The following is a 25,307-nucleotide window of genomic DNA, read 5'->3' on the forward strand; positions in this document are numbered from 1 at the left end:
CGTACCGCCTCCGCACTGCCCCGTACCGCGGCCAGGCGCCCGCGGACCGCGCACGCGCTCACAGCCAGCCCTTGCCCCGGACCGCCCGAACCGCCTCCGCACTGCCCCGTACCGCGGCCAGGCGCCCGCGGACCGCGCACATGCTCACAGCCAGCCCTTGCCCCGGACCGCCCGAACCGCCTCCGCACTGCCCCGTACCGCAGCCAGGCGCCCGCAGACAGCGCACATGCTCACAGCCAGCCCTTGTCCCGGGCCGTACGTACCGCCTCCGCCCTGTTGCGTACCGCCAGTTTCTGGATGGCCGTCGACAGGTAGTTGCGGACCGTGCCCTGGGACAGGTGGAGGGCGCGGGCCAGTTCGGCGTTGGTGGAGCCGTCGGCCGCCGCCCGGAGCACCTCGCGTTCGCGCTCGGTGAGCGGGTTCGCGCCCTCGGCGAGCGCGGCGGCGGCCAGGGTCGGGTCGATGACCCGCTCGCCGGCCAGCACCTTGCGGATCGCCTCGGCGAGCTGGGCGGCGGGGGCGTCCTTGACGAGGAAGGCGTCGGCGCCGGCCTCCATGGCGCTGCGCAGATAGCCGGGCCGGCCGAAGGTGGTGAGGACGACCAGCTTGACGCGCGGGAACTCGCGGCGGACCCGGGCCGCGGCCTCGATGCCGGTGCAGCCGGGCATCTCGATGTCGAGCAGCGCGACGTCCACGCCGTGCGCGCCGACGGCGGCGAGCACCTCGTCGCCGCGCGCGACCTGGGCGACGACCTCGATGTCGTCCTCCAGGCCGAGCAGCGCGGCCAGTGCCTCGCGGACCATCGACTGGTCCTCGGCCAGCAGGACCTTGATCGTGCTCGTCATGCACCGGATCCTACGTCGGCCGCGAGGGCCGTGGGCGCGCGGGCGACCAGCCGGAATCCGTGCTTGACCCGGCCCGCCTCCAGGGTGCCGCCGGCCTTCTCCAGCCGCTCGGTCAGGCCGGTCAGACCGTTGCCGGGGCCCTTGCCGGAGCCGCCGGAGCCGTTGTCCTCGACGCTGAGTTCGAGTACCGGCCCGTCCAGGGTCTGGCGGTGCACCAGCCGGACGACGCAGCGGTCGGCGCCGCTGTGCCGGACCACGTTGGTGACCGCCTCGCGCAGCGCCCAGGCAAGCGCGGACTCGGACTCCTCGGGCGTGCCGGTGAGATCGGGTTCGGCGGGCATCTCGGCCACCACCCCGGCGGCGGTCAGAGCCACCTGGGTGCCGGCGAGTTCGGCGGCGAGCCGGGGCCGCCGGTAGCCGGTGACGGCCTCCCGGACGTCCACCAGGGCCTGCCGGCTGACCTGTTCGATGTCGGCGACCTGCTGGGCGGCCTTGTCGGGGTGGCCGGGCAGCATCCGGCCGGCCAGCTCGCTCTTCAGCGTGATCAGGGAGAGGGAGTGGCCGAGCAGGTCGTGCAGATCGCGGGCGAGGCGGAGGCGTTCCTCGTTGGCGGCGAGCTGGGCGACGGTGGCCCGGGCCTTGCGCAGTTCGATGGTCGTGCGCACGAGTTGGCCGACGCCGGTCATCGCGAACCCGATGAGCACGACGAGCACGAGCAGTCCCCTGGCCTCCTTCTCCTCGTGGAAGCCGAGGCCGATCAGGTACATCACCACGCCGGAGGCGGGAATGGCCCAGTAGGCCGCCCGCAGCGGCAGGGTGGCCCCCCAGGCGACCGACAGGTAGACGAAGAGGCCGAGCCAGGCGCTGCCGAGGGTGGAGGCCAGTACGGGGGCGAGCACGCCGAGGATCCCGCCCAGGGTGTACACGTGGCGCGGGGCGAACGGCCGTCCCATGTTGCGGAAGACCAGCGTCAGATAGACCCCGACGAAGACGGTGAGGCCGAGTGCGCCGGCCACCGTGGCGCCGGTGCCGTGGCCGCCGTCGACCAGGTCCTCGACCGGCGAGCTGAGGAAGATCAGCCAGACCCCGATCCACAGCGTCTTGACCAGCAGTTCGCGCCGGTTGCGGGGCGGCCAGCCCACGGGCGTGTGCTTCGGCGTTGCCGCCTGCCGGTCATCCGTCATCGTGCTCACGCCTTCAGCGTGTCCTTCCGGTACAGCCAGGCCGCGCCGCCGGCGAAGAGGACGAAGGAGACGGCGAGGACGGTGAGGTCCTGGGCATGCGGTGCCCGGCTCTCCTCGATCGCGCGCCCCAGGGAAGCGTACGCGTGGGTGGGCAGCCACTCGGCGATGTCCTGGAGCCACTGCGGGAAGGTGGTCGTCGGCATCCACAGGCCGCCCAGCATGGACAGACCGAAGTAGATGATCATGGTGATGGGGCGGACCGCGTCCCCGCTGGCGAGGTAGCCGAGGGCGACACCGAGCGCGGCGAAGACCAGGCTGCCGGCCCAGATGGCGCCGGTCAGGCCGAGCCACTGCCCGGCGTCGAGGCGTACGTCCTTCACGGCCGCGGCGACCACGAAGACGACCACGATGGACGGCAGGCTCACCACGGCCGCGCTGGCGGTCTTGGCGAGGACGTACCCGCGCCCGGGCAAGGTGGTCAGCCGGAGCTGCCGTACCCAGCCGCTCTCGCGCTCCTTGGCGATGCGTTCGCTGTTGCCCATGAGAACGGCGGTCAGGGCGCCGAAGGAGGCCATCGAGACCATCATGTACGTCGGCAGGGTCAGGCCCGTGCCGTCGATCTTGTCGTGGCCGTCGGAGCCGCCCGCGATCAGCAGGAACAGTCCGGCGGGGTAGATCACGGAGAAGAACAGGAACTTTCGGTTCCGCAGGGCGCGGGACACTTCCAGCTTGATCAGGCTGTTCACGACTGCTTCGCCTCCTCGGCGGCGGTGATGGCGACGAAGGCCTGCTCCAGGCCGAGTCCGGCGACTTCGAGATTGCGGGGGTAGACGCCGAGGCCGTACAGCCCGTGGACGGTCGCGTCGGCGTCGGAGGACTGGATGCGGACGGTCTGGCCCGACACGTCGATCGAGGTGAGGAAGGGCAGGCCGCGCAGGGCCGTCTCGTCGATCGCGCCCTCCAGGTCGAAGGAGACCCGGCGGTCACCGGCCTTGGCCTTGATCTCGGCGGCCGTGCCGTCGGCGAGGAGCCGGCCGCGGTGCAGCACCAGCACCCGGTCGGCGATGGCGTCGGCCTCTTCCAGGTAGTGGGTGGCGAAGAGGACCGTGCGGCCCTGGTCGGCCTGCTCCCGCATGGTGGCCCAGAAGGCCTGGCGGGCGGAGACGTCCATGCCGGTGGTCGGCTCGTCCAGGATGATCAGGTCGCTGTCGCCGGCGGTGGCGAGGGCGAACCGGACCCGCTGGGCCTGGCCGCCGGAGAGCTTGTCGACCTTGCGGTCGGCGATCGCGGCGATGCCGGCGCGGGCCAGCACGTCCGACACCGGGTACGGCCGCGGGTGCAGGGAGCAGGACAGCTTCACCAGCTCGGCGACGGTGACCCCGTCCATCAGCCCGCCGCTCTGGAGCATGGCCCCGACCCGCCCGGCGACGATCGCCTCGCGCGGGCTGGTCCCGAACAGGCTCACCGTGCCGCCGTCGGCGGGCTTGAGCCCGAGGAGCAGGTCCAGGGTGGTGGACTTGCCGGCCCCGTTCGGGCCGAGGAGGGCGACGGTCTCGCCCGGGTACAGCCGGAGCGAGAGGCCGTCGACGGCCCGCACGTCCCCGTACGTCTTGGTCACCTGGTCGAACCCGACCACCGGGGTGGTGGCCGGTGCCGCTGTCGTCGTCATGGCGACCATGGTCGCGGTGAGGGCCGGGTGCCGGGCAGTGTCGGCGGTCCTGACCACCGGATGACAGATGTCATGCGGATCGGATGACGACGATCGGACGACGGCGACCGCACGAAGGCGCCGCGACGAGGGCGACCCCACGACGGCGACCGCAGGAAGGCGCGCCCCGATGACGGCGACCGCAGGAAGGCGACCGGACGACGGAACGGTACGAAGGTGACCCGACGACGGAACGGCACAGGGGCGCCCCCGGCCGAGGGCGCCCCTGTGCGTGCGGTGACGGCTAACTCGGGTTCGTCGCGATGATCCCGAGCCGGTTGGTCTTGCTCATCAGCGCCGGGCGCAGGGCGGCGTAGACGTCCTCGGGGGTGACGGGCGTCTTCTTGCCGTTGCCGCGGGTGATGAGCACCCCGTCGAAGGCCTGGCCGTACAGCTGCTTGAGGGCGTTCAGGTCGGGCTTGTCGACCAGCTTGCCGTCGACGGCCGTGACCCTGAGGAACTTCCACAGCGAGTTCTGCGGGCTGAGCGGGACGGAGTGGGACGCGTCCGTCTGCACGGTCACCCTGCCCGACATCGCCGGCTGCGCGAACTCCTTCATCATCCGGTCGACCTCGGTGTTCGAGACCGTCGGCTGCTTGGTGGTGGTCGGTACGGTGACCGGGGCCGGGCTGCCCGTCTCGACCAGCGTGCGGTAGGCCTGTTCGACCGCCTGGGTGGACCGGCCGGCGTCGATGGCCTTGCCCGCCTTGCCGTAGACGGCCACCGCCTTGCCGGACTTGAACTCGATGGTCCCGTCGCCGGGCGCGCCGGAGCCCGATCCGCCGGCCTGCTGGAGGGCGGCCTGGAGCTTCTCCTCGTCGACCGGCATGACCGGCTCGACCACGCGCTTCTCCCCGAACAGGGAGCCGACCACGTTGACCGGGTTGTAGTCGCTCTTCGCGGCCTCGCTGACCGTGGCCTGGTAGTCGAACTGCAGACCCGCGTTCTCCGGCGTGAGGGTGACCGTCTTGCCGCCCACGGCCAGCTTGAGCGGCTTGTTCACCCGGCCGCCGAACGCGTCGTCCAGCTTCTTGACCGCGTCGTCACGGGTTCCGCCGCCGATGTCGACACCGAGGACGGTGGTGCCCTTGGGCACGTCGGTGTGGTTCATCAGCAGTCCGGCGCCGTAGGCACCGCCCGCGACGACGACCACGCCGACGCCGAGCAGCACCAGCTTGCTGCGGCCCTTCTTCTTCGGCTTGGCCGTGGCCTTGGGTGCGGCGGCCGGCTCGGGCTTGGGCGCCGGGGCCGTCGCCGGGCCGTCGGCGTGCGTGCCGAACGGGGGCTTGCCCGCGCCGGGCACGACCGGGATACCGCTGGTGACGGTGTGTCCGGAGACGTTGTCGGCGGCCGGGGAGCGGTAACCGGGCGCGCCCGGCTCCGGGGCCGGCTTCTGCGGGGTGAGGATCGCGGTGTCGTCGCTCAGTCCGCCGGCGGGCGGGGTGCCCGCGGGGCCGCCGGCCGGGCCGGCTCCCGGCCCGCCGAAGCCGGCGGGTCCGTCGAGGTCCGCGAGATCGGCGAGGGCGCTGCGGGCGGGCGGGGTGCCCTGGCCGGCGAAGCCGGGCACCGCCGGGCCGTCGAAGGGCTCGCCCGGCCCCGTGCCGCGGCCGGCTGCGCGCGGCACGAGGGTGCCGTCGCCGGTCACCGGGCCGCTGGTGGGACCGGCCGGGCCCTGCGGGCCGCCGGGGGCGCCGGGGCCACCGGGTCCGTCGAAGCCGCTGGCGCCGCCGGGGCCGTCGAAGCCGCCGGCACCGCCGTGCCCGTGGGCACCGCCCGCCGCACCGCCGAAGCCGTCGCGTCCGTTCTCGCCCGGCGTACCGGCGCCGAAGCCGTCGCCGTTCTCCGGCCGGTTCTCCGAGAAGTACGGCAGGTCGTCCCGGCGGGGCTCGCCGGGGCCGGCGGAGCCGGGGCGGGAACCGCCGCCCAGCGGGCCCGCGGTCAGCGCCTCGGTCACGTCGAAGGAGCCGGTGCCGCCGCCGTGTCCCGGGGCGACCGGGCCGCCGGTGGCACCGGGCAGGCCCTTGCCGTTCGTGGCGCCGGAGCGGGTGCCGCCGGGCACGCTCATCGAGCCGACCACGCCGCCGGGACGGCCGCCGCCGGGGCGCGCGCCGGTGGTACCGGCCGAGCCGGACGCACCAGGACCACCCTTACGAGGGCCCGGCGCTGCGGCGGAGGGAGCCGAGGGGGCGGAACCGCCGGGGATTCCGGCGCCGTTCGTGCCGCCGGCGCCCGGACCGCCCTTGGGGGCGGAGGACTTGCGGGGCGCGAACCAGTCGCTGGCCTTCTCCTCCGCCTGGGCCGCGGGCTCGGCCGGCGCGTCGGTGGTGCCGGCCGGGCCGGCGGGCGCCGGGTCGGCCGCGGGCCGCGGTTCGGCGGCGGGCGCCTCGTCCACGGTGCTCTCGCCGTCCCCGACGGGCTTGCGCATGACGACCGGCGGGATGGGCCGGGATCCGGGGATGTTGATCCGGATCCGGGTCGTCAGCGTGGTCTCGGTCTTCTTCTCCTCCGGCCGCGTTCCCGAACGGCCGGCGTCCGTACCGTCATCGGGAGCCATGGGGGTCCCGTACGGCGGCGTGCCGGAGGGGTATGCGGCTCCTCCGCGCCCGTTGGGCCCGGAGGACGGAGTGTCAGTTTCACGACTCAAGGCAGGTTCTCCCGGTTGGCTCCGCCGCCCGTTTCGACCTCAGGTGGGGGTACCCCCTGTTCGAGCGCAGTCGAGAACTTGGGGGAGGCTCGGCGGCGCGCACCACCATACTGGCCGCTTCTGACGCTTATCCCAGGACCGCTGAGGAAACCCACACGGGACTCGCACGCGCGCCGCACGGCGAAGTGGTACGTCACTTGCCAAGTCGGGCGGAGTCGGCACCGGGTTGCCGTCCGGCGCCGACGGTGGCACAGATCACAGCGACAGCCATGCCGCCGAGCAGGAAAAGATAGGAGCCGATGCCCGCGCCGAACAGGAAGTCGCCCTCCGGGCGGGTGGTGGTGAGCAGGATGACGGCGACGATCCAGCCCGCCGCCGGCGCGACCGCCCCGCTCCGGCTCCTGGTGGCGTACGCTCCGCCGAGGAAGAGCCCGGCGGAGCCCGCGAGGGCGAGCAGCAGCCCGCCGGGGAACCAGGCGGCCTGCACCAGGGCCCCGGCGAGGCCCGTGACCGCGCCGAGCAGGACCAGGCCGACGTGGGCGGCGGCGCGCCCCGCGGAGGGCGGCCGCAGCGGCTGGGCGAGCAGCGAGCCCGGTCCGCCGTTGCTCATGACGCCTCCTCGATGCCGGCGAACAGGTCGGTCTCCCCGCGCTGTCCCGTTCCGCGCACCAACTCGTAGTACTCGGTGGTGAACAGGGGCTGCGCGAGTTGGTTGGAGAGCGCGAAGTACGGCTCGGCCACCTCGATCTGGGTGGCGTGGGCACGCATGGCGGCGGCCTTGGCGGCGGCGTGCGCGGTGCCGTCGATCGTGGTGGTGATCCGCTCGTCGTCGACCACGCCGGGTACGTCGTCCACGGCCGCGCTCTTCTCGAACGGCAGCGCGGACAGCTCGTCCTGGAGGCGGGCGAAAGCGGCTTCGGCGACGGTTCGCGGGACGCGGTTCCAGTACACCTTGTCGACCCGGTGGCCCCGTTCGGCCGCGAGGTCGACCGCGCGCATGGCGACGCGGTGGGCCTGGACGTGGTCCGGGTGGCCGTAGCCGCCGTTGTCGTCGTACGTCACGACGACCTGCGGGCGGACCTCCAGGATCACCTCGGCGAGCCGTCCGGCGGCCTCGTCCACGTCGGCCTGCCAGAAGCAGCCGGGGTCGTCGTTGTCGGCGAGGCCCGTCATGCCCGAGTCGCCGTACCGCCCGGCTCCGCCGAGCAGCCGGCCGTCCGTGACGCCGAGCGCGGCCAGGGCGGCGCTCAGCTCGCCGCGCCGGTGCGCGCCCAGGGCGGGGCCCGTCAGGTGCCGCAGTTCCGGCGGAATGACCTCGCCCCGCTCGCCCAGGGTGCACGTGACCAGGGTCACGTGCGCACCCTCGGCCGCGTACCTGGCCATGGTCGCGCCGTTGTTGATCGACTCGTCGTCCGGGTGCGCGTGCACCAGGAGCAGACGCCGCGCGGGCAGTTCCGTCATGGGACCACCCTACGAGGTGGGGGGCGCCGTCCCTCCCGGCCAAGTCGGCCGAAACCGGCCCATCCCCATCCGGAAGGCACGCTTCGACATCAGGGCCCGGGTTCCCGGGCGCTCTGGTCCTCGTAGCGCGGCAGGCCCTCGGTGGAGATGGTCCAGTCGGCGATGGTGACGTCCTCGCCGTAGACGAAGTCCTTGCGGGTGGCGTAGCGGGGGCCGCCGGGGGTGGGGTGGATGTCCGAGAAGACGGCGCCGGTACCGGTCCGGGGGTCGAAGACCGCGTAGACGGGGACGCCCGTCAGGGGATAGTCGCGGACCTTGCCCACCCAGTCGTTGTCGGGGTTGGAGCGGGAGACGATCTCGACGGCGGCGAACAGCGTGCGGGGGTCGAAGGAGCCTGGTACGTCCATGTCCTCCCAAGCGATCACCATCACATCGGGTCGCCGGAGAATGCCCTCGAGTTCGTTCTCGACGTCGGGCTCTCCGGTGTGCGCCACGATCTCGTCCGGCATGACTTTTTCAAGCCGCTTCCGGACGTGCAGTGTGGTCAGCTCGTGCGGACCGATCGGCGCCGTCATGTCGTGGACGATCCCCTTTTTCGTGATCTCGAACTTGCCCGGAATGGTGTCGTCCATGGACTGAACGAGATCCCGCATGGCTCGGTAGATGTGGGAGGCACCCTGGCGCGCGTCGTCCGGTGCGATGGTCATGGCGCTCGCTCCTCGTCGTCTGTGCCCAGGGGCAAGGATCGTCGCTTTCATGCTAGGCGGCCCCCAGCGAGTCGGTTCGGCAGTCGCGGCAGCGGGTGGTTCCGGGGGCGGGTGAGCGGAAGGCGCGGTCGCAGCCGTCGCAGTTCCGCATCGGGTGACGGGGTGACTGCGGAGCGGCCGGCGCACGGAACGGCGGCGGGGGCGGCAGCTGGGCGGCGAGGCGGTGCGCCAGCAGGGCCGCGGGGCGGCGTACGCCCTCGGGGGGCAGGTCGGCGGTCAGGGCGCGGCGTACGGCGGCGGGGGCGACGTCCCGCTCCAGCCAGGCGGCGACGCCCGGGGCCAGGTGGGCGGCGTCACGGGCGGAGAGGAGCAACCGCGGGTCGTGGCGGTGGAGGTCCGCCAGGAGGCCGGTGGCGGCCTCCAGGAGCGCGGGGGCGGCGTACCCGGGGCTCGGCACGGCCGGCAGCGGCTTGCGGGGCGCTCGCTCCTCGCGCGCCGACCGTGCGGGGTTCGTCTCGCCGCCCTCGCACGTCTCCCGCCGCCGTGGAGCCGCCGCCCGGGACTCCGGGCGGCCGTGGGCCCCGGGCCGGTCGAGGGCGGCGGGCCGGTCGAGGGCCCCCGGCCGGGGGTGGGCGGCGGGCCGGTGGTGGGCGGTCGTCGGCTGATTGCAGGAGACCGTCCGGGTGACGATGCGGCCGTCGGGGACGCGTTCGCGCTCGCGCCGCAGGTAACCGTGAGCCTCCAACTCCCGCAGGGCCGCCGCGATACGGGTCGCCCCCTCGGGAAACCGTGCGGCGAGGCTCTTGATGTCGACGCGGGCGCCCCTCGGCAGCGACTGGATGTGACAGGCCAGACCGATCGCGAGGAGGGAGAGGTCCGGGTGCTGGGTGAGGTGGTTGCCGATCACCGTGAAACGGCTGGCGTGGCGGGTGTTGTCGTGGGTGAGCCCACCGGAGCGGGGACGCCGGATCGGGTGCTTGTCGCCCGCAACGGGGGCCTGGGCGCGCGGGGGCGCGCTAGGGTTCTGGGTACCCATCGGGAAGTCCTTACCTTCCTCGGTGGTCAGGCCCTCGCACTGGGATTGCCGTCCCGGCGGGGGCCGTCGCATGTCTGCGGTTGTGTTGCGCCGAGCGTAGAGCCGCCTGTGGCCACAGAATCCAGCTGACCGGGGCATATTCACCCACCCGAGTGAGCGTGCGCTCCGGGCGGGAGGGGTGGGGCTCGGTGGGGGTTCTTTTCCCCCGTCCGTCCTTGGCTTTTAGGCGGCCGACGCCACCGGAACTCGTGGGGTCGGGTTCCGGCGTTCGCATCACTCCGTGTCGCCGTCGGCACTTACCGTGATGAAGAACCACGGATACGACGGAGGGCGCGGATGTCGGTGGACACGGAGTCCGTGAGCGAGCCCGGGTGGGAAGTCGACCCGGACGACGAGTGGGGAGTCGCGGTCATCACGACCGTGGGCCGGCAACTGAAGCTGCGCCGCGAGGCCGTGGGGATGCGGGCCGCCGACTTCGGCAAGGCGGTCGGCTACGGCGAGGACATGGTCTACAAAATTGAGAGCGGGAAGCGGATCCCCCGGCCGGAGTTCCTCGACCGGGCGGATGAAGTCCTGAGCGCAGGCGGCCTGCTCGCGGCGATGAAGGAGGACGTGGACAGGGTCCGGTACCCGAAGAAGGTCCGGGCGCTGGTTGATCTGGAGGGCAAGGCCGTCGAACTGCTCTCGTACGGCAATCATCATGTGCACGGGCTGCTGCAGACGGAGGAGTTCATGCGGGCCTTGATGGGGTCGCAACGCCCCAAGCTCCCCCAGGCCGAACTGGAGCAGGCGGTGGCCGGGCGCTTGAGCCGGAAGAAGATCTTCCAGCGCTCCCCCGCTCCTGAACTGAGTTTCGTGCTGGAAGAGGTGACATTAAGGCGCCCCATCGGGGGCACATCGGTACTGCGCAGGCAGCTCCAACACCTCTTGAACATGTGCCAGTTACCGCACGTACAGATCCAGGTGATGCCGACAGACCGCTGGGACCATCCCGGCATGGGAGGACGGATCCAGGTCCTGAAGTTCGAGGACGGCACAGCAGTCGGCCGTATGGACGACGGATACGGCGGCCGCCCCGTCTCCGAGCCGAGGCAGCTGCGAATCCTTGAGCTGCGCTATGGCAGCATCCGCGCAGAGGCCCTGACCCCGCGGGAGTCAGAAGCCTTCATCAGACAACTGCTGGGAGAAACATGATCCGCAGGGACTCCACCGGGGACACCTCGGGCCTGGCGTGGTTCAAGAGCAGCTACAGCGACAACAGCGACCCCGGGGACTGCGTCGAGGTCGCCCTCGCCCCCCGCACCGTCCACGTCCGCGACTCGAAGGACGCCGAAGGCCCCCGGCTCGCGCTGGCGCCGGGGACGTGGGCCCGCTTCGTGTCGTACGCGTCCGAGGACTGACCCGGCGGTTGGGTCACCCGCCCCCAGCCCTCCGGTACAGCCGCCGCGCCACCCGCAGAAGCGGCCACCGCGTCTCCGTGCGGGCCGTGGAGGCCGTGGCGGCGCCGGATGGTCGCCGGAGCCAGGCGCGGGGCCCGTCAGCGGCCGAGACGCCCTCCAGGCCCCACCGGCCGTCAGAACCGTGATCCCGCCGCCCGCCGGAACCGCGGCCGCGCCGATTTGGAGCCCGTGGGACCCGCCGGCCGTCAGAACTTGATGCTGCCGATCATGCTGGCGACGTTGGTCGTCAACTCGCTGATCGTGGGCGCGACGGTCGACGATGCGAGATAGAAGCCGAGCAGGACGCAGACGACCGCATGACCGCCCTTCAGACCTGACTTCTTGATCAACAAGAAGACGATGATCGCCAGCAGCACCACCGCCGAAATCGAGAGTGCCACGGCGGCTCACCTCCAAAGATCCCAGGGACGCGGGTTCTAGATCAGTTGAGCAAATCCATGCAGACGCCAGCAGGTTCATACCCACAGTGCGGTAGTGATCATAACTATCCGTGCTCGCGCATCGCTCGGCGCACGGCCGCACAAGGGGGCGCATGGCCAATATGGTCGGGGTATGACGACCGAGGCTGACTCCTTCCCCCGTCGGCACGCCCGGACCCAGCGGTTCACGCTCGGCGCGCCGCGTGCGTTCACCGTGGCACCCGACGGTTCGCGTGTCGCTTTCCTGCGTTCCGGCTCCGGCACCGACCGGGCCAACTCCCTGTGGGTACTGGATCTTCCGGAGGGCACCGAGCGCCTGGCGGCCGACCCCGGCACCCTCCTCCAGGGCGCCTCCGAAGAACTCCCGCCCGAGGAGCGGGCCCGCCGCGAGCGCAGCCGCGAGGGCGGCGCCGGCATCGTCGGCTACGCCACCGACGGCGCCGTGGAGTTGGCGTCTTTCGCCTTGTCAGGGCGGCTTTTCACGGCGGAGCTGCGGGCCGGCACGGCGCGTGAACTCCCCGTTCCGGGGCCGGTGATCGATCCGCGTCCGTCCCCCGACGGCCGACATGTCGCATACGTCTGCGGGGGTGCGCTGCGGGTGGTGGGCGCCGAGGGCGGCGGCGACCGGGCGCTGGCCGAGCCGGAGTCGGCGGAGGCCGGCTACGGTCTCGCGGAGTTCATCGCGGCCGAGGAGATGGGCCGCTCGCGGGGCTTCTGGTGGGCGCCGCGGTCGGACCGGCTGCTCGTGGCGCGCGTGGACGACACGCCGGTACGGCAGTGGTGGATCTCGGATCCGGCCCGCCCCGAGCGTGAGCCAAGTAACGTCAGGTACCCCGCGGCGGGCACACCGAACGCGGAGGTGCGACTGTTCGTCATCGGCCTCGACGGGGAGCGCACGGAGGTCGCGTGGGACCGGGCACGCTATCCGTATCTGGCGCGTGTGCACTGGTCAGCCGCGGGTGCGCCGCTGCTGCTGGTGCAGGCGCGGGATCAGCGCAGCCAGCTGTTCCTGGCGGTGGACCCGGACACGGGGACCACCCGGATGGTGCACGCGGATGAAGATCCAAGTTGGCTTGAACTGTTCGCCGGAGTGCCCTGCTGGAGCCCGTCCGGGCAGCTCGTCCGGATCGCGGACGAGGGTGGCGCACGGGTGCTGGCGGTCGGGGAACGGCCGCTGACCAGCGATCAGTTGCACATCCGCGCGGTTCTGGACGTGGGTGCGGAGGACGTACTCGTTTCCGCCTCGGCGGGCGCGGAGGCCCCGGCGCCGGAGATTGGCGAAGTCCATGTGTACCGGGTGAACGAGCTGGGCGTGGAACGGCTGTCGCAGGAGCCCGGGGTGCACTCGGCGGTGCGCGCCGGAAACGTGACCGTCCTCGTGTCCGCGGCGTTGGACAGGCCCGGCACTCGTGTCCAGGTGCTGAGTGACGGAAAACCGGCGGCGACTGTCCGGTCGTACGCCGAAGATCCCGGTTTGTCCCCGCGGGTGACGCTCACCGAGGGGGGCGCACGCCAAATTCCGTGCGCCGTGCTTATGCCACGGGACTACCACGGGGACACTCCCCTGCCGGTCCTCCTGGACCCCTACGGCGGCCCCCACGGCCAGCGGGTGGTGGCCGCGCACAACGCTCACCTCACCTCCCAGTGGTTCGCCGACCAGGGCTTCGCGGTGATCGTCGCCGACGGCCGGGGCACCCCGGGCCGCTCGCCGGCCTGGGAGAAGGCGATCCGGGACGACGTGGCGGCCGTGGTGCTCCAGGACCAGGTCGACGCGCTGCACGCGCTCGCCGAGCGGTATCCGCTGGACCTGGGCCGGGTGGCGATCCGGGGCTGGTCCTTCGGCGGCTACCTGGCGGCGCTGGCGGTGCTGCGCCGGCCGGACGTCTTCCACGCGGCGGTGGTCGGCGCACCCGTGACCGACCTGCGGCTGTACGACACCCACTACCAGGAGCGCTACCTCGGCGACCCGAGCGAGCAGCCGGAGATCTACCGCCGCAACTCGGTGATCGACGACGCGGGCCTGGTCGAGGCGGCCGAGCCGCACCGCCCGATGATGGTCGTCCACGGGCTGGCGGACGACAACGTGGTCGTCGCCCACTCCCTGCGGCTGTCCTCGGCCCTGCTGGCCGCCGGCCGCCCGCACGAGGTGCTGCCCCTGTCCGGAGTGACCCACATGACCCCGCAGGAGACCGTCGCGGAGAACCTGCTGCGGCTTCAGCTGGACTTCCTCCGGCGCTCCCTCCCCCCGGCCGGTCGCCCGTGAACTGCGTTAACACGCAGGCAACTTCGCGGAAGCGGCACCGATATACGGACAGGGAAGGCTGAACTCCGTACGGCCGTGCGGGTGCCGTAGACGGGCCGGGGTGCACCATGTCACCTCGGCCCGTCGCCGTTCACCCCGTGCTCCCGCGGCGGGGCGGGCGTGATCGGCACGGCCTCCTCCGCGAAGTGGCACGCCGAGGGGTGGGCCGCGGGGCCGGGCGTGGCGCGGAAGGCGGCGGGCACCGCCAGGAGCGGCACCTCCCGGGCGCAGCGCGGCTGGGCCTTCCAGCAGCGGGTGCGGAAGCGGCAGCCCGAGGGGATATCCACCGGCGACGGCACGTCGCCGGTGAGGATGATCCGCTCGCGGTGCGCGCGGCCCTCCGGGTCGGGCACCGGCACGGCGGAGAGCAGGGCCTGGGTGTAGGGGTGGGTCGGATGGTCGTAGATCTCGGCGTCCCGGCCGATCTCCACGATCCGGCCCAGGTACATGACCCCGACCCGGTCCGAGATGTGCCGCACGACCGACAGGTCGTGCGCGATGAAGACGTACGACAGGTCGAACTCCGACTGGAGCCGGTCCAGCAGGTTGATCACCTGAGCCTGCACCGAGACGTCCAGCGCCGACACCGGTTCGTCGGCGACGATGACCTCGGGGCGCAGCGCCAGGCCCCGGGCGATGCCGATGCGCTGGCGCTGGCCGCCGGAGAACTGGTGGGGATAGCGGTTGACGTACTCCGGGTCCAGGCCGACCACGTCCAGCAGCTCCTGGACCCTGCGGCGGCGGTCGCCCTTGGGCGCGGCCTCGGGGTGGATCTCGTACGGCTCCCCGACGATGTCGCCGACCGTCATCCGGGGGTTGAGCGAGGTGTACGGGTCCTGGAAGACCATCTGGATGTTGCGGCGCACGGCCTTCAGGGCCCTGCCGGACAGTCCGGTGATGTCCTCGCCCTTGAAGCGGATGGAGCCGGCCGTGGGGCGCTCCAGGCTGCACAGCAGCTTGGCGACCGTCGACTTGCCGCAGCCCGACTCGCCCACGAGGCCGAGGGTTTCGCCCCGGCCGAGCGTGAAGTCGACGCCGTCAACCGCCTTCACCGCGCCGATCTGCTTCTTGAACAGGATGCCGCGGGTCAGCGGGTAGTGCTTGACGAGGCCGCCGACTTCCAGGATCGGCTCAGTGGTCGGGGCCATGCAGGCACTCCCTCCAGAAGTGGCAGGCGCTGCCCCGTCCGTCGGACACCGCGTACAGCGGGGGCTCGTCGGTGCGGCAGACGTCCTGGGCCATCGGGCAGCGGGGGTGGAAGGAGCAGCCCGGCGGGATGCGCGTCAGGTTCGGCGGGATGCCCCTGATGGCGTACAGCTCCCGTCCCTTGCGGTCCAGGCGGGGCACGGAATCCAGCAGTCCGCGGGTGTAGGGGTGTGCCGGGGCCTTGTAGAGGTCGTGCACGGGCGCCGACTCGACGATCTTCCCGGCGTACATCACCACGATCCGGTCGGCGACGTCCGCGACCACCCCGAGGTCGTGGGTGATCAGGATCAGTCCCATGCGGTACTCGCGCTGCAACTCCGCGAGCAGATCCATGACCTGGGCCTGGACGGTGACGTCCAGGGCGGTGGTCGGCTCGTCGGCGATGATGAGCGCCGGTTCCAGGGACAGCGCCATGGCGATCATGATCCGCTGGCGCATGCCGCCGGAGAACTGGTGGGGGTAGTCCCGCACCCGCTGCGCCGCCGCCGGGATGCGCACCCGGTCCATCAGCTCGACGGCCCGCGCCCGCGCGTCCTTGCGGGACATCCCGCGGTGCACGACGAACATCTCCCCCAGCTGGTCGCCGACGGAGAGCACCGGGTTGAGGGCCGACAGCGCGTCCTGGAAGATCATCGCCATTCCGGCGCCCCGGATCCTGCGCCGTTCCTGCTCCTTCAGCGTCAGCAGGTCCTGCCCGCGGAACAGGATCCGGCCGGCGGTGATCCGGCCCGGCGGCGTGTCCAGGATGCCCATCACGGCCTGCGCGGTGACGGACTTGCCCGACCCGGACTCGCCGAGCACGGCCAGCGTCTCCCCCGCGTCCACCGCGTAGTCCACCCCGTTGACGGCATGGGTGATCCCGTCCCGGGTGCGGAACTCCACGTGCAGGTCCCGTACGTCGAGCAGCACGGCACCATCACCTCAGCTTCGGGTCGAGGGCGTCGCGGACCGCGTCGCCGAGCATGATGAAGGCCAGGACCGTGAGGGCGAGGGCGCCCGCGGGCCACAGCAGGGCGTGCGGCGCGTTGCGGATGTAGGGGGAGGCGGCGGAGATGTCGATGCCCCAGGAGACGCTGGGCGGTTTGAGGCCGACTCCGAGGTAGGACAGGGTCGCCTCCAGGGCGATGTACGTGCCGAGCGCGATGGTCGCGACGACGATCACGGGCGCCACGGCGTTCGGGGCGATGTGCCGGAGCAGGATGCGGGAGTCGGAGGCGCCCAGGGCGCGGGCGGCCTGGACGTAGTCGTTCTGCTTGGCGGTGATGACCGCGCCGCGGGCGATCCGGGAGATCTGGGGCCAGCCGAGCAGCACCATGAACCCGACGACCGGCCAGACCGTATTGGAGGTCACGACGGAGAGGAGGACGAGACCGCCGAGGACGACCGGGATGGCGAAGAAGATGTCGGTGAGCCGGGAGAGCAGCGAGTCCCAGGTGCCGCCGAAGTAGCCCGCGAGTCCGCCGAGCACCGACCCGAGCAGGGCCACGCCGAGCGTGGCGCACAGGCCGACCGTGACGGACGCACGGGCGCCGTAGACGGTGCGCGTGTAGACGTTGCAGCCCTGCCCGTCGTACCCGAAGGGGGCGCCCGGCCCCGGGCCGTCCTGGGACTTGGCCAGGTCGCACGTCAGGGGGGAGCCGGAGGCGATCGCCGAGGGCCACAGGGAGATGAAGACCAGGAAGAGGATGACCAGCGCGGAGAGCAGGAAGACCGGGTTGCGGCGCAGGTCCCGCCAGGCGTCCGACCACAGGGAGCGGGGCCTGCCCGCGGGGCCCGTGCCCGGCGGTCCGCCGGGGGCCCGCTCCAGGGTGACGGCCTCGCTCGCGCCCAGGTCCATCGCGCCGCCCATGCCGGTGCCGGCGATCGCGCCCTCGGGCTGGTGCGGCTGCTCAGGCATAGCGGATCCTCGGGTCGAGTACGGCGTAGAGCAGGTCCACGAGCAGGTTGGCGACCAGGAAGACCAGCACGAGCACGGTCACGAAGCCGACGACCGTCTGGGTGTTCTGGCGCAGGATGCCCTGGTAGAGCTGATAGCCGACGCCGTGGATGTTGAAGATCCGCTCGGTGACGATCGCGCCGCCCATCAGCGCGCCGATGTCGGTGCCGATGAAGGTGACCACGGGGATCAGGGAGTTGCGCAGCAGGTGCCGGGTGGTGACCCGGCGGCGGGGCAGGCCCTTGGCGATCGCCGTGCGGACGTAGTCGGACCGCTTGTTCTCGGCGATGGAGGTGCGGGTCAGCCGGGTGACGTAGGCGAGCGAGACGGAGGCGAGGACAAGGCCGGGCACGATCAGCTCGTCGAGGGTGCCGTAGCGGACCGAGGGGCTGATCCACTGCCATCTGATGCCGAGCAGCAGTTGCAGCAGCAGACCGGTGACGAAGGTGGGGACGGAGATCACGACCAGGGTGGCCAGGAGCACCCCGCTGTCGACGGGCCGGCCGCGCCGCAGTCCGGTCACGACGCCCAGCGTGACGCCGATGACGATCTCGAAGAAGATGGCCACGACGGTCAGCCGGACGGTGACGGGGAACGCCGTGGCCATCAGTTCGGTGACCGGCTGCCCGTTGAAGGCGGTGCCGAAGTCGCCGGTGAAGACCTTCCCCATGTAGGTCAGGTATTGCTGCCACAGCGGCTTGTCGAGGCCGAACTCCTTCTCCAGCTGGGCGGCCGTCGCCGGGTCGCAGGCCCGCTCCCCGCACAGACCGGCGACGGGATCGCCCATCACGTTCACCATCAGGAAGATCAGCAGCGTGGCACCGATGAACACCGGGATCATCTGGAGCAGCCGCCGGACGACATAACGCCCCATGACGGCTCAGCCGACCTTGATCTCGTTGTAGACGGGGACGCTGAAGGGGTTGAGCGCCACGTGGGAGAGCCGGGCGGAGTAGCCGGCGCTGCCGTTCTGGTACCAGAGCGGGATGGCGGCCATGTTGTCCCGGACGACCTTCTCGGCCTTCTGGAAGCCGGCGACCGACCTGGCGGTGTCCGTCTCGGCGTTGGCCAGGTCCACGAGCCGGTCGAACTCCGCGTCGGACCACTTGCCGTCGTTGGAGGAGGCGCCGGTGTAGTAGAGCGGCTGGAGGAAGTTCTGGATGAGCGGGTAGTCCATCTGCCAGCCCGCCCGGAACGGCCCGGTCATCTTGTGCTGTCCGATCTGGTTGCGGAAGTCGGCGAAGGTGCCGACGGGATTGCCGACGCAGGCCCGGTCGTTGCCGAGGGCGTTGTTGATGGAGTTGCACACGGCGTCCACCCACTGTCTGTGCGAACCCGAGTCCGCGTTGTACGTGATCTTCACCTGCCCGCCGGGGATCCCGCCGCCCTCCTTGATCAGCTGCTTCGCCCGGACGGGGTCGTAGTCACAGGCGCTGCCGCACAGGCCGGCCTTGAAGCCGCCCCCGGGGCCGAGGACCGGGGAGGTCCAGTCGGTGGCCGGGGTCCTGGTCCCGCGGAAGATGGTGTCGGTGATCTGCCTGCGGTTGATCGCCATGGACAGACCGGTGCGGACCTTCTCCGAGCCCGGCCGGTTCCAGGCCTTGTCGTAGTAGGGGAAGGCGAGGGTCTGGATGATGCCCGCGGGGGTGTTGATGTAGCGGTCGCCCAGGTCGCCCTCGACGTTCTTCAGCTGCGCGGCGGGGATGTCGTCGACGAGGTCGAGGTTGCCGGCCAGGAGGTCGGTGTAGGCGGTGTTGCTGTCGGTGTAGACCATGAGGGTCACGCCGGCGTTCCGCGCCCTGTCCGGGCCGGGGTAGCCGTCCCACTTCCTCAGGTACATCTGTGAGCCCCTCGTATAGGACTCGATGGTGTAGGGGCCGTTGCCGACCGGCTTCTTCACCCAGGCCGCGTGGTCGGTGAAGAAGGCTCGGGGCAGCGGGGCGAAGGCCGCGTAGCCGAGGGTGTCGGGGAAGCCGGAGAACGTCTGGTTCAGCTTCACGGTGAAGGTGTGGTCGTCGACCACCTTCAGACCGGACAGGGTGTCGGCGCTCTGGGTGCCGCTGTCGGGGTGGACCTTGTCGTAGCCGTCGATGTAGCCGAAGAAGTAGGCGTTCTTCTGGTTGTTCCGCAGGCTCGCCCCGTAGTTCCAGGCGTCCACGAAGGACCGGGCGGTCACCTTCTCGCCGTCGGAGAAGGTCCAGCCCTTCTTGATCCTGACGGTGAAGTTCCGCGAGTCCTCGGTCTCGATGGACCGGGCGAGCCAGTCCTGGGCCCTGCCGGTCCTCGGGTCGTACTTCTTCAGGCCCCGGAAGATCATGTCGAGGACCTTGCCGCCCTGCACCTCGTTGGTGTTGGCCGGCTCCAGCGGGTTCTGCGGATCACCCCAGGAGGAACTGAGCACGGCGCCGCCGTTGCCGCCGCCGGTGGAGCCGAAGATCACCCCGCAGCCCGTGGCCGTGAGCGCCATCGCCGTCGCACCGGCGACCCATCGGAAGCGGGTGATGCCACGCATGGCGTGCCTCCTCCCTGAGCCTCGACCGATTATCCGTCGATATCGACACATACCGCGCATAACTCACGCGCACTGCCCGATTGGGCGGCCTTTAGGGGGACACGTCATCCGAATGCAGGCACCGTCCGGACGGCGCCCTGATGATCTTGGGCGTCGGGCGCAATAGATCTTCATGTAACGATGCCGAAACGTTGGATTGGGACGTGGCGATGTACGCATTTCGACACTCCACCGTCCGCATATCGAACTCCTTGCCCGTTTCGCGCAGTTGGTCCGATGTGAAGCACGGATTGATTACGGCGTACTACCCGCGTAGCTACGGAACAGTCAAGTACGGGCAAAGAAGGTAAAGAGACAACCAAGACGGTCGAGAATTTATTGACCTTGAATGAATTGCGTTGAAAAAGTCCGGCGTAGCCCGTAGGGGAGCGCCCTGCGGAGCCTTGACCCACAAGGCACGGAGCATCATGACCCCCGCAACCCCTTCCCCGGCCGCCCCACTTGAGGTGACCGACGAAGACAGCGCCGCAACGGCGAAGCTCGGCACCCCCAAGGGCACCGAAAGCCGCTCTCCGGGACGGCTGGCCTGGATCCGCTTCAAGCGGGACAGGACGGGCGTCATATCCGCCTTCGTGGTGATCTTCTTCTTCGCCGTCGGTATCCTGGCGCCGCTCATAGCCAAGCTGTACGGCAAGGACCCGTACACCACCTACGGCATGAACATCCCGGGCCTGCTGAACGAGTTCAACTTCCCGATCAAGGCGAACGGCGGCATCAGCTCCGACTTCTGGTTCGGCATCGAGCCGCAGCTCGGCCGGGACGTCTTCACCTTCCTGCTCTACGGCATCCGCAACTCGCTGCTGATCGCGACCGCCGCGGCCCTGCTGACGACCCTGCTCGGCGTCGTCGTCGGCATCACCGCCGGCTACCTCGGCGGCAAGACGGACTACTTCGTCGGCCGCGTGATCGACATCCTGCTGGCGTTCCCGCAGACCCTCTTCTTCATCGCCTTCTGGCCGGTGGTTCTGGCGATCTTCGTCTCGCCGGAGGAGAACACCCCGGTCTGGCTGACCGTCACCAGCCTCATCCTCGTGATGACGGCCTTCGGCTGGGCCTCCATCGCCCGACTGCTGCGCGGCGAGGTCCTCGCCCTGCGCGAGCGTGAGTTCGTCGAGGCGGCCAAGATCACCGGCGCATCGCCGGCGCGGATCATCTTCAAGGAACTGCTGCCCAACCTGTGGACGCCGATCCTCATCCAGGCGACGCTGCTCCTCCCGGCCTACGTGACGGCCGAGGCGGGTCTCGCCTTCGTCGGCGTCGGCCTCACGGACCCCACCCCCGACTGGGGCGTGATGATCCAGAACGGTGCCAAGTTCTACCAGGACGACATCACCTTCATGCTCTTCCCGGGTCTCACCATGGTGATCTTCGTGGTCGCCTTCAACCTCCTCGGTGACTCGGTCCGTGACGCCCTGGACCCCAAGACCAAACGCTGAGCACCACCCCCGGCCGCGGCGACGGGGCCCTGCCGGGGTCACAGCACCACTTCGTTCCTTCACCAGAACAGGCCAGCCATGTCCTTTTCCCGCAGAAACTTCCTGATCGCAACCTCTGTCGCGGCAGCGGGCTCCACGGTGCTGTCCGCGTGCAGCAGCGGCGACTCGGGCGGTAGCGGCTCCCGGAGCACCGGTGCCACGGAGTACACCGGCGCCAAGGTCACCATCGGCAGCGCGTCCGACTCCACGGGCCCGGCCCCCGAGATCCCCGGTGCCAAGACGGGCGGCACGATCTACGGCCTGGCTCCGGACGACTTCTCGCACCTGGACCCGCAGCGCATCTACTACGCGTACAACTCCACCGTCGCGCTGCTGCTGCACCGCTGCCTGACCGGTTACAAGATCGACGCGTCCGGCAAGCAGAAGCTGGTCGGTGACCTCGCCACCGACGCCGGCAAGGCCTCCGACGACAACAAGACCTGGACCTTCACGCTGAAGGAGGGTCTGAAGTGGGAGGACGGCAGCGAGCTGACCGTCGAGGACGTCCGCCACGGCTTCGAGCGCTCCTGGGCGACGTTCGTCACCGAGGGCGCCGACTACGCCCAGCGCGCGCTGACCGGCAAGGGCGGCAAGTGGCGTGACGAGTACGAGGGCCCCTACAAGGGCAAGCACCTCGACTCGATCGTCACCGACAAGGCCAAGCGGACGATCACCTTCAAGCTGGCCGAGTCCAAGCCTGACTTCAACTTCACCCTGGCGATGCACTCCTACGCCGCCGTGCCGGCGAAGCTGGACACCAAGGAGAAGTACGACAAGAACCCGGTCGCCTGCGGTCCCTACAAGATCAAGGCCCACACCACCGACAAGTCGATGGTGCTGATCCGGAACAAGAACTGGGACCCGAAGACCGACTCGATCCGCAACGCCTACCCGGACGGCTTCGAGTTCCGCTTCGGCGTCGAGACGCTGGACGGCGTCGACCGCCTGATCGCCTCCCAGGGCAACGACGCCTACGGTGTCTCCATCTACAAGGGCGTCCCGGCCGAGCGCATCCAGAAGGTCCTCACCGACCCGGACCTGAAGAAGCGCACCTTCAACGGTCTGCTCACCGGCACGTACTTCTACTGGATCAACACCAAGCGCGTCACGGACCTGAAGGTCCGCCAGGCCCTCATCCACGCCTGGCCGCTCCAGCAGATCCGGCAGATCTACGGCGGCCCGTCCGCCGGCGACTTCGCCACCTCGGTCCTCAGCCCCGACATCATCGGCTACGAGAAGACCGACCCGTACAACAAGTCGAAGAAGCCGCAGGGTGACCCGGAGGCCGCGAAGAAGCTGCTGAAGGAGGCCGGCAAGCTCGGCCAGAAGATCGTCTACGCCTTCCCGCAGGACCCGACCTACAACAAGACCAAGGTCGTCATCGAGAACGCCCTGAAGGCGGCCGGCTTCACCCCGGTCATCAAGCCGGTCGACTCGACGTCGTACTACGACCAGGTCCAGCAGGTCGACAACAGCTACGACGTGATGTGGGGCGGCTGGTCCCCGGACTGGCCGACCGCCTACACGATGATCCAGCCGCTGCTCGACGGTGACGCCATCGGCAACGGCAAGAACAACGTCTCGCAGACCGACGTCGACTGGATCAACGAGGGCATCAAGAAGAACGCGGTCATCCCCGACCAGATGAAGGCCGGCAAGGCCTGGGCCGCGCTCGACAAGCGGATCATGGAGGAGGTCGCCCCGATGATCCCCGAGACGTACCAGCGTCGCTTCTACGTCTACGGAAACAAGGTCGGCGGCGCGCAGTTCGACCCGAACTTCTCCGCGACCCTGCTGTACAAGACCTTCGTCAAGGCCTGACGAACGGCCCCCTAGGCGGGGCGGCCCAGGTGCCGCCCCGCCGTTTCACCCCCCTACGGCATCCGTCAGGAAATCCCAACTGCCATGTTCCGCTTCCTCGTCCGCCGGATCCTCGGCGCCGCGGTGATTCTGCTGATCATCAGCGCCCTGGTGTTCGTCCTGTTCTACGCCGCTCCGCGCGACCCCGCCCGCATCGCGTGCGGCAAGGTCTGCACGCCAGAGACCCTGGCCCTGGTGAAGAAGAACCTGGCGATCTCCGACCCGCTCCCCGTGCAGTACTGGGAATGGCTCAAGGGCCTGTTCGTGGGGCGGGACTACAGTTCTTTCGGTCACTGCGACGCGCCGTGCCTGGGCTTCTCGTTCCAGAGCCGTGAGCCGGTGCTGGACACCATCCTGGACCGCTTCCCGACCACGATCTCCCTGTCGCTCGGCAGCGCCGTGGTCTTCCTGATCTTCGGTGTCGGCACCGGCATGCTGGCCGCCGTCAAGCAGGGCAAGGCCCTGGACAAGATCGCCAGCTCCGCCTCGCTGATCGCCTCCTCGATGCAGATCTACGTCGTCGGTGTCTTCGCCACCTACCTCTTCGTCGACCAGCTCCACCTGCTGGACCGGGCGAGTTACACACCGTTCACGGACAACCCGGGCCAGTGGTTCTCGGGTCTGCTGGTGCCGTGGCTGGTGCTGTCGCTGATCTTCACCGCCAACTACACGCGTATGACGCGCTCCCAGATGGTCGAGTCGCTCAGCCAGGACTACGTGCGCACCGCCCGCGCCAAGGGCCTGTCCCGCCGCACGGTGTTCTTCCGGTTCGCCTGGCGCGGTGCGATGGGGCCGATCATCACCATCTTCGGTCTCGACCTCGGTGTGCTGCTCGGCGGTGCCATCATCACCGAGTCGACCTTCAGCCTCCAGGGCCTCGGCATGCTCTCGGTGAAGGCGGTCGGCACCAACGACCTGCCGATGCTGCTCGGCGTCGTCATGGTCGCCGCCGGCGCGATCGTCGTCTTCAACATCATCGTGGACGCCGTGTACGCCATGATCGACCCGCGCGTGCGCCTCGGTTAAGGAGAGAGACTCATGAGCACCCCCTTCCTCTCCGTCCGCGACCTCAAGGTCCACTTCTCCACCGAGGACGGCATCGTCAAGGCCGTCGACGGGCTCTCCTTCGACCTGGAGAAGGGCAAGACCCTCGGCATCGTCGGCGAGTCCGGCTCGGGCAAGTCCGTCACCAACATGGCGATCCTGGGCCTGCACGACCCGCGCAACACCGCCCTCGACGGCGAGATCCTCCTGGACGACAAGGAGCTGATCACCGCCAGCGAGAAGGAGCTGGAGCGGCTCCGCGGCAACAAGATGTCGATGATCTTCCAGGACGCGCTGGCCTCGCTGTCGCCGTACCACACCATCGGCGCGCAGATCGGCGAGACGTACCGCAAGCACACCGGCTGCTCCAAGAGGGAAGCCCGGGCCCGCGCGATCGAGATGCTCCGCCGGGTCGGCATCCCGCAGCCGGACGTACGGGTGGACGACTACCCGCACCAGTTCTCCGGCGGTATGCGTCAGCGCGCGATGATCGCCATGGCGCTGGTCTGCGACCCCGAACTGCTGATCGCCGACGAGCCGACCACGGCCCTCGACGTGACGGTCCAGGCGCAGATCATGGACCTGCTCAAGGACCTCCAGCAGGAGTTCGGCACCGCGATCATCTTCATCACGCACGACCTCGGTGTCATCGCGGACATCGCGGACGACGTGCTGGTGATGTACGGCGGCCGGTGCGTGGAGCGCGGGACGAAGAAGGAAGTGCTCCAGGACCCGCAGCACCCGTACACGGTGGGGCTCCTCGGTTCGATGCCGAGCCTGGACGGACCGGTCGACGTACCGCTGTCGCCGATCCCGGGCTCGCCGCCCTCCCTGCTCAACCCGCCGTCCGGCTGCCGCTTCCACCCGCGGTGCCCGTTCACCGACAAGGTGGCCGGCGGGCGCTGCTCCAGCGAGCGGCCCGCACTGGAAGTCCTGGACGGACGTGGCTCGGCCTGTCATCTGACGCCGGAGCAGAAGAGCGAGTTGTTCTCCGACCACGCTGCGGCCCGCAGCCACTGACGGACTTCAGACGGGACTTCACCACCATGAGCAGCACCACCCCCCTCCTGGACGTCTCCGGGCTCACCAAGCACTTCCCGATCAAGGGCGGCTTCCCCATCAAGCGGACGGTCGGCGCCGTCCAGGCCGTCGACGGCCTGGACTTCCAGGTCGCCGAGGGCGAAAGCCTGGGCCTGGTCGGCGAGTCGGGCTGCGGCAAGTCGACCACCGGCCGGCTCATCACCCGCCTGCTGGAGCCGACCGGCGGCAAGGTCACCTACCGCGGCCAGGACATCACGCATGCCGGCCGCAAGCAGCTGGCGCCGATCCGCTCCGAGATCCAGATGATCTTCCAGGACCCCTACGCCTCGCTGAACCCGCGGCAGACGGTCGGCAAGATCATCTCGGGTCCGATGGAGATCAACGGCATCAACCCGGCCGGGGGCCGC

At 70.3% G+C, this 25,307-nt stretch carries 23 protein-coding genes; 8 read left to right on the plus strand and 15 right to left on the minus strand.

The annotated features are described in order from the left end of the window. Positions 1-230 precede the first annotated feature (230 nt). From JK361_RS36875 to JK361_RS36915, 9 genes are all read right to left on the minus strand, one after another. The gene (locus JK361_RS36875) at positions 231-845 is read right to left on the minus strand and encodes a response regulator transcription factor (protein ID WP_201826789.1); all 615 of its coding nucleotides are present in this window, start codon (positions 843-845) and stop codon (positions 231-233) included. After that, on the minus strand, positions 842-2,038 hold the full coding sequence (locus tag JK361_RS36880) for a sensor histidine kinase (protein WP_372448776.1): 1,197 nt from the start codon (positions 2,036-2,038) through the stop codon (positions 842-844). The genes JK361_RS36875 and JK361_RS36880 overlap by 4 nt, the downstream gene beginning before the upstream one ends. Next, complete coding sequence (locus JK361_RS36885; RefSeq protein WP_201826791.1) at positions 2,035-2,775, minus strand: ABC transporter permease; 741 nt, start codon at positions 2,773-2,775, stop codon at positions 2,035-2,037. The genes JK361_RS36880 and JK361_RS36885 overlap by 4 nt, the downstream gene beginning before the upstream one ends. Beyond that, positions 2,772-3,698, minus strand: coding sequence for an ABC transporter ATP-binding protein (locus tag JK361_RS36890; protein WP_201826793.1), 927 nt, complete (start codon positions 3,696-3,698; stop codon positions 2,772-2,774). The genes JK361_RS36885 and JK361_RS36890 overlap by 4 nt, the downstream gene beginning before the upstream one ends. 283 nt (positions 3,699-3,981) lie before the next feature. After that, positions 3,982-6,381 (minus strand): peptidoglycan binding domain-containing protein, encoded by a 2,400-nt coding sequence (locus JK361_RS36895; protein WP_201826795.1) that lies wholly within the window; start codon positions 6,379-6,381, stop codon positions 3,982-3,984. Positions 6,382-6,574: 193 nt separating this feature from the next. Further along, a complete protein-coding gene (locus tag JK361_RS36900; protein ID WP_201826796.1) occupies positions 6,575-6,991 on the minus strand; it encodes a DUF6113 family protein in 417 nt (138 codons plus the stop codon). Next, positions 6,988-7,842: an N-acetyl-1-D-myo-inositol-2-amino-2-deoxy-alpha-D-glucopyranoside deacetylase gene (gene mshB / locus JK361_RS36905; RefSeq protein WP_201826798.1), complete on the minus strand. Its 855-nt coding sequence runs from the start codon at positions 7,840-7,842 to the stop codon at positions 6,988-6,990. The genes JK361_RS36900 and mshB overlap by 4 nt, the downstream gene beginning before the upstream one ends. A gap of 89 nt (positions 7,843-7,931) precedes the next feature. Further along, positions 7,932-8,549 (minus strand): Uma2 family endonuclease, encoded by a 618-nt coding sequence (locus JK361_RS36910; protein WP_201826800.1) that lies wholly within the window; start codon positions 8,547-8,549, stop codon positions 7,932-7,934. Positions 8,550-8,601: 52 nt separating this feature from the next. After that, positions 8,602-9,585, minus strand: coding sequence for a helix-turn-helix domain-containing protein (locus JK361_RS36915; RefSeq protein ID WP_201826802.1), 984 nt, complete (start codon positions 9,583-9,585; stop codon positions 8,602-8,604). 336 nt (positions 9,586-9,921) lie between these two features. On the opposite strand from JK361_RS36915, the gene JK361_RS36920 reads away from it, so the two are divergent. Together JK361_RS36920 and JK361_RS36925 are read left to right on the plus strand one after the other, a co-directional pair. Next, positions 9,922-10,779, plus strand: coding sequence for a helix-turn-helix domain-containing protein (locus tag JK361_RS36920; RefSeq protein WP_201826803.1), 858 nt, complete (start codon positions 9,922-9,924; stop codon positions 10,777-10,779). Next, positions 10,776-10,985 carry a DUF397 domain-containing protein gene (locus JK361_RS36925; protein ID WP_201826805.1) on the plus strand — a complete coding sequence of 70 codons (210 nt, stop codon included), beginning with the start codon at positions 10,776-10,778 and terminating at the stop codon, positions 10,983-10,985. Before JK361_RS36920 ends, JK361_RS36925 begins: the two co-directional genes overlap by 4 nt. 245 nt (positions 10,986-11,230) lie before the next feature. Here the strand turns inward: JK361_RS36925 and JK361_RS36930 are convergent, their stop codons facing one another. Next, the gene (locus JK361_RS36930) at positions 11,231-11,425 is read right to left on the minus strand and encodes a hypothetical protein (RefSeq protein WP_161287201.1); all 195 of its coding nucleotides are present in this window, start codon (positions 11,423-11,425) and stop codon (positions 11,231-11,233) included. Positions 11,426-11,597: 172 nt separating this feature from the next. On the opposite strand from JK361_RS36930, the gene JK361_RS36935 reads away from it, so the two are divergent. After that, positions 11,598-13,727 carry a S9 family peptidase gene (locus JK361_RS36935; protein WP_201826807.1) on the plus strand — a complete coding sequence of 710 codons (2,130 nt, stop codon included), beginning with the start codon at positions 11,598-11,600 and terminating at the stop codon, positions 13,725-13,727. A 110-nt stretch (positions 13,728-13,837) separates the two neighbouring features. Here JK361_RS36935 and JK361_RS36940 read toward each other — a convergent pair whose 3' ends face one another. From JK361_RS36940 to JK361_RS36960, 5 genes are read right to left on the minus strand one after another with little or no spacing between them, the layout of a single operon-like run. Beyond that, the gene (locus tag JK361_RS36940; protein WP_201826809.1) at positions 13,838-14,914 is read right to left on the minus strand and encodes an ABC transporter ATP-binding protein; all 1,077 of its coding nucleotides are present in this window, start codon (positions 14,912-14,914) and stop codon (positions 13,838-13,840) included. Continuing rightward, entirely contained in the window at positions 14,898-15,881 is a 984-nt protein-coding gene (locus JK361_RS36945) for an ABC transporter ATP-binding protein (protein WP_201826811.1), read from the minus strand. The genes JK361_RS36940 and JK361_RS36945 overlap by 17 nt, the downstream gene beginning before the upstream one ends. Before the next feature lie 7 nt (positions 15,882-15,888). Next, a complete protein-coding gene (locus tag JK361_RS36950; RefSeq protein WP_201826813.1) occupies positions 15,889-16,869 on the minus strand; it encodes an ABC transporter permease in 981 nt (326 codons plus the stop codon). Continuing rightward, positions 16,862-17,782 (minus strand): ABC transporter permease, encoded by a 921-nt coding sequence (locus JK361_RS36955; protein WP_201826815.1) that lies wholly within the window; start codon positions 17,780-17,782, stop codon positions 16,862-16,864. The genes JK361_RS36950 and JK361_RS36955 overlap by 8 nt, the downstream gene beginning before the upstream one ends. A gap of 6 nt (positions 17,783-17,788) precedes the next feature. Continuing rightward, positions 17,789-19,420: a peptide ABC transporter substrate-binding protein gene (locus JK361_RS36960; RefSeq protein WP_201826817.1), complete on the minus strand. Its 1,632-nt coding sequence runs from the start codon at positions 19,418-19,420 to the stop codon at positions 17,789-17,791. A gap of 467 nt (positions 19,421-19,887) precedes the next feature. Between JK361_RS36960 and JK361_RS36965 the strand changes: the two genes are divergently transcribed. From JK361_RS36965 to JK361_RS36985, 5 genes are all read left to right on the plus strand, one after another. Next, the gene (locus tag JK361_RS36965; RefSeq protein ID WP_201826819.1) at positions 19,888-20,916 is read left to right on the plus strand and encodes an ABC transporter permease; all 1,029 of its coding nucleotides are present in this window, start codon (positions 19,888-19,890) and stop codon (positions 20,914-20,916) included. A gap of 78 nt (positions 20,917-20,994) precedes the next feature. Continuing rightward, complete coding sequence (locus JK361_RS36970) at positions 20,995-22,776, plus strand: ABC transporter substrate-binding protein (protein ID WP_201826821.1); 1,782 nt, start codon at positions 20,995-20,997, stop codon at positions 22,774-22,776. Positions 22,777-22,860: 84 nt separating this feature from the next. Beyond that, on the plus strand, positions 22,861-23,841 hold the full coding sequence (locus JK361_RS36975; protein ID WP_201826823.1) for an ABC transporter permease: 981 nt from the start codon (positions 22,861-22,863) through the stop codon (positions 23,839-23,841). A 12-nt stretch (positions 23,842-23,853) separates the two neighbouring features. Further along, a complete protein-coding gene (locus tag JK361_RS36980) occupies positions 23,854-24,879 on the plus strand; it encodes an ABC transporter ATP-binding protein (RefSeq protein WP_201826825.1) in 1,026 nt (341 codons plus the stop codon). 26 nt (positions 24,880-24,905) lie between these two features. Further along, a partial coding sequence (locus tag JK361_RS36985) for an ATP-binding cassette domain-containing protein (RefSeq protein WP_201826827.1) occupies positions 24,906-25,307 on the plus strand: 402 nt, incomplete at its 3' end.

It is taken from the genome of Streptomyces musisoli, from assembly GCF_016741855.1.
Classification (GTDB): Bacteria; Actinomycetota; Actinomycetes; order Streptomycetales; family Streptomycetaceae; genus Streptomyces; species Streptomyces musisoli.

What these genes read in the sequence shown, in the direction of transcription:
- JK361_RS36875 (WP_201826789.1), bottom strand. Translation starts at nt 845, where the DNA reads ATGACGAGCACGATCAAGGTCCTGCTGGCCGAGGACCAGTCGATGGTC.
- JK361_RS36890 (WP_201826793.1), bottom strand. Translation starts at nt 3,698, where the DNA reads ATGACGACGACAGCGGCACCGGCCACCACCCCGGTGGTCGGGTTCGAC.
- JK361_RS36900 (WP_201826796.1), bottom strand. Translation starts at nt 6,991, where the DNA reads ATGAGCAACGGCGGACCGGGCTCGCTGCTCGCCCAGCCGCTGCGGCCG.
- mshB (WP_201826798.1), bottom strand. Translation starts at nt 7,842, where the DNA reads ATGACGGAACTGCCCGCGCGGCGTCTGCTCCTGGTGCACGCGCACCCG.
- JK361_RS36910 (WP_201826800.1), bottom strand. Translation starts at nt 8,549, where the DNA reads ATGACCATCGCACCGGACGACGCGCGCCAGGGTGCCTCCCACATCTAC.
- JK361_RS36915 (WP_201826802.1), bottom strand. Translation starts at nt 9,585, where the DNA reads ATGGGTACCCAGAACCCTAGCGCGCCCCCGCGCGCCCAGGCCCCCGTT.
- JK361_RS36920 (WP_201826803.1), top strand. Translation starts at nt 9,922, where the DNA reads ATGTCGGTGGACACGGAGTCCGTGAGCGAGCCCGGGTGGGAAGTCGAC.
- JK361_RS36925 (WP_201826805.1), top strand. Translation starts at nt 10,776, where the DNA reads ATGATCCGCAGGGACTCCACCGGGGACACCTCGGGCCTGGCGTGGTTC.
- JK361_RS36935 (WP_201826807.1), top strand. Translation starts at nt 11,598, where the DNA reads ATGACGACCGAGGCTGACTCCTTCCCCCGTCGGCACGCCCGGACCCAG.
- JK361_RS36940 (WP_201826809.1), bottom strand. Translation starts at nt 14,914, where the DNA reads ATGGCCCCGACCACTGAGCCGATCCTGGAAGTCGGCGGCCTCGTCAAG.
- JK361_RS36950 (WP_201826813.1), bottom strand. Translation starts at nt 16,869, where the DNA reads ATGCCTGAGCAGCCGCACCAGCCCGAGGGCGCGATCGCCGGCACCGGC.
- JK361_RS36955 (WP_201826815.1), bottom strand. Translation starts at nt 17,782, where the DNA reads ATGGGGCGTTATGTCGTCCGGCGGCTGCTCCAGATGATCCCGGTGTTC.
- JK361_RS36960 (WP_201826817.1), bottom strand. Translation starts at nt 19,420, where the DNA reads ATGCGTGGCATCACCCGCTTCCGATGGGTCGCCGGTGCGACGGCGATG.
- JK361_RS36965 (WP_201826819.1), top strand. Translation starts at nt 19,888, where the DNA reads ATGACCCCCGCAACCCCTTCCCCGGCCGCCCCACTTGAGGTGACCGAC.
- JK361_RS36970 (WP_201826821.1), top strand. Translation starts at nt 20,995, where the DNA reads ATGTCCTTTTCCCGCAGAAACTTCCTGATCGCAACCTCTGTCGCGGCA.
- JK361_RS36975 (WP_201826823.1), top strand. Translation starts at nt 22,861, where the DNA reads ATGTTCCGCTTCCTCGTCCGCCGGATCCTCGGCGCCGCGGTGATTCTG.
- JK361_RS36980 (WP_201826825.1), top strand. Translation starts at nt 23,854, where the DNA reads ATGAGCACCCCCTTCCTCTCCGTCCGCGACCTCAAGGTCCACTTCTCC.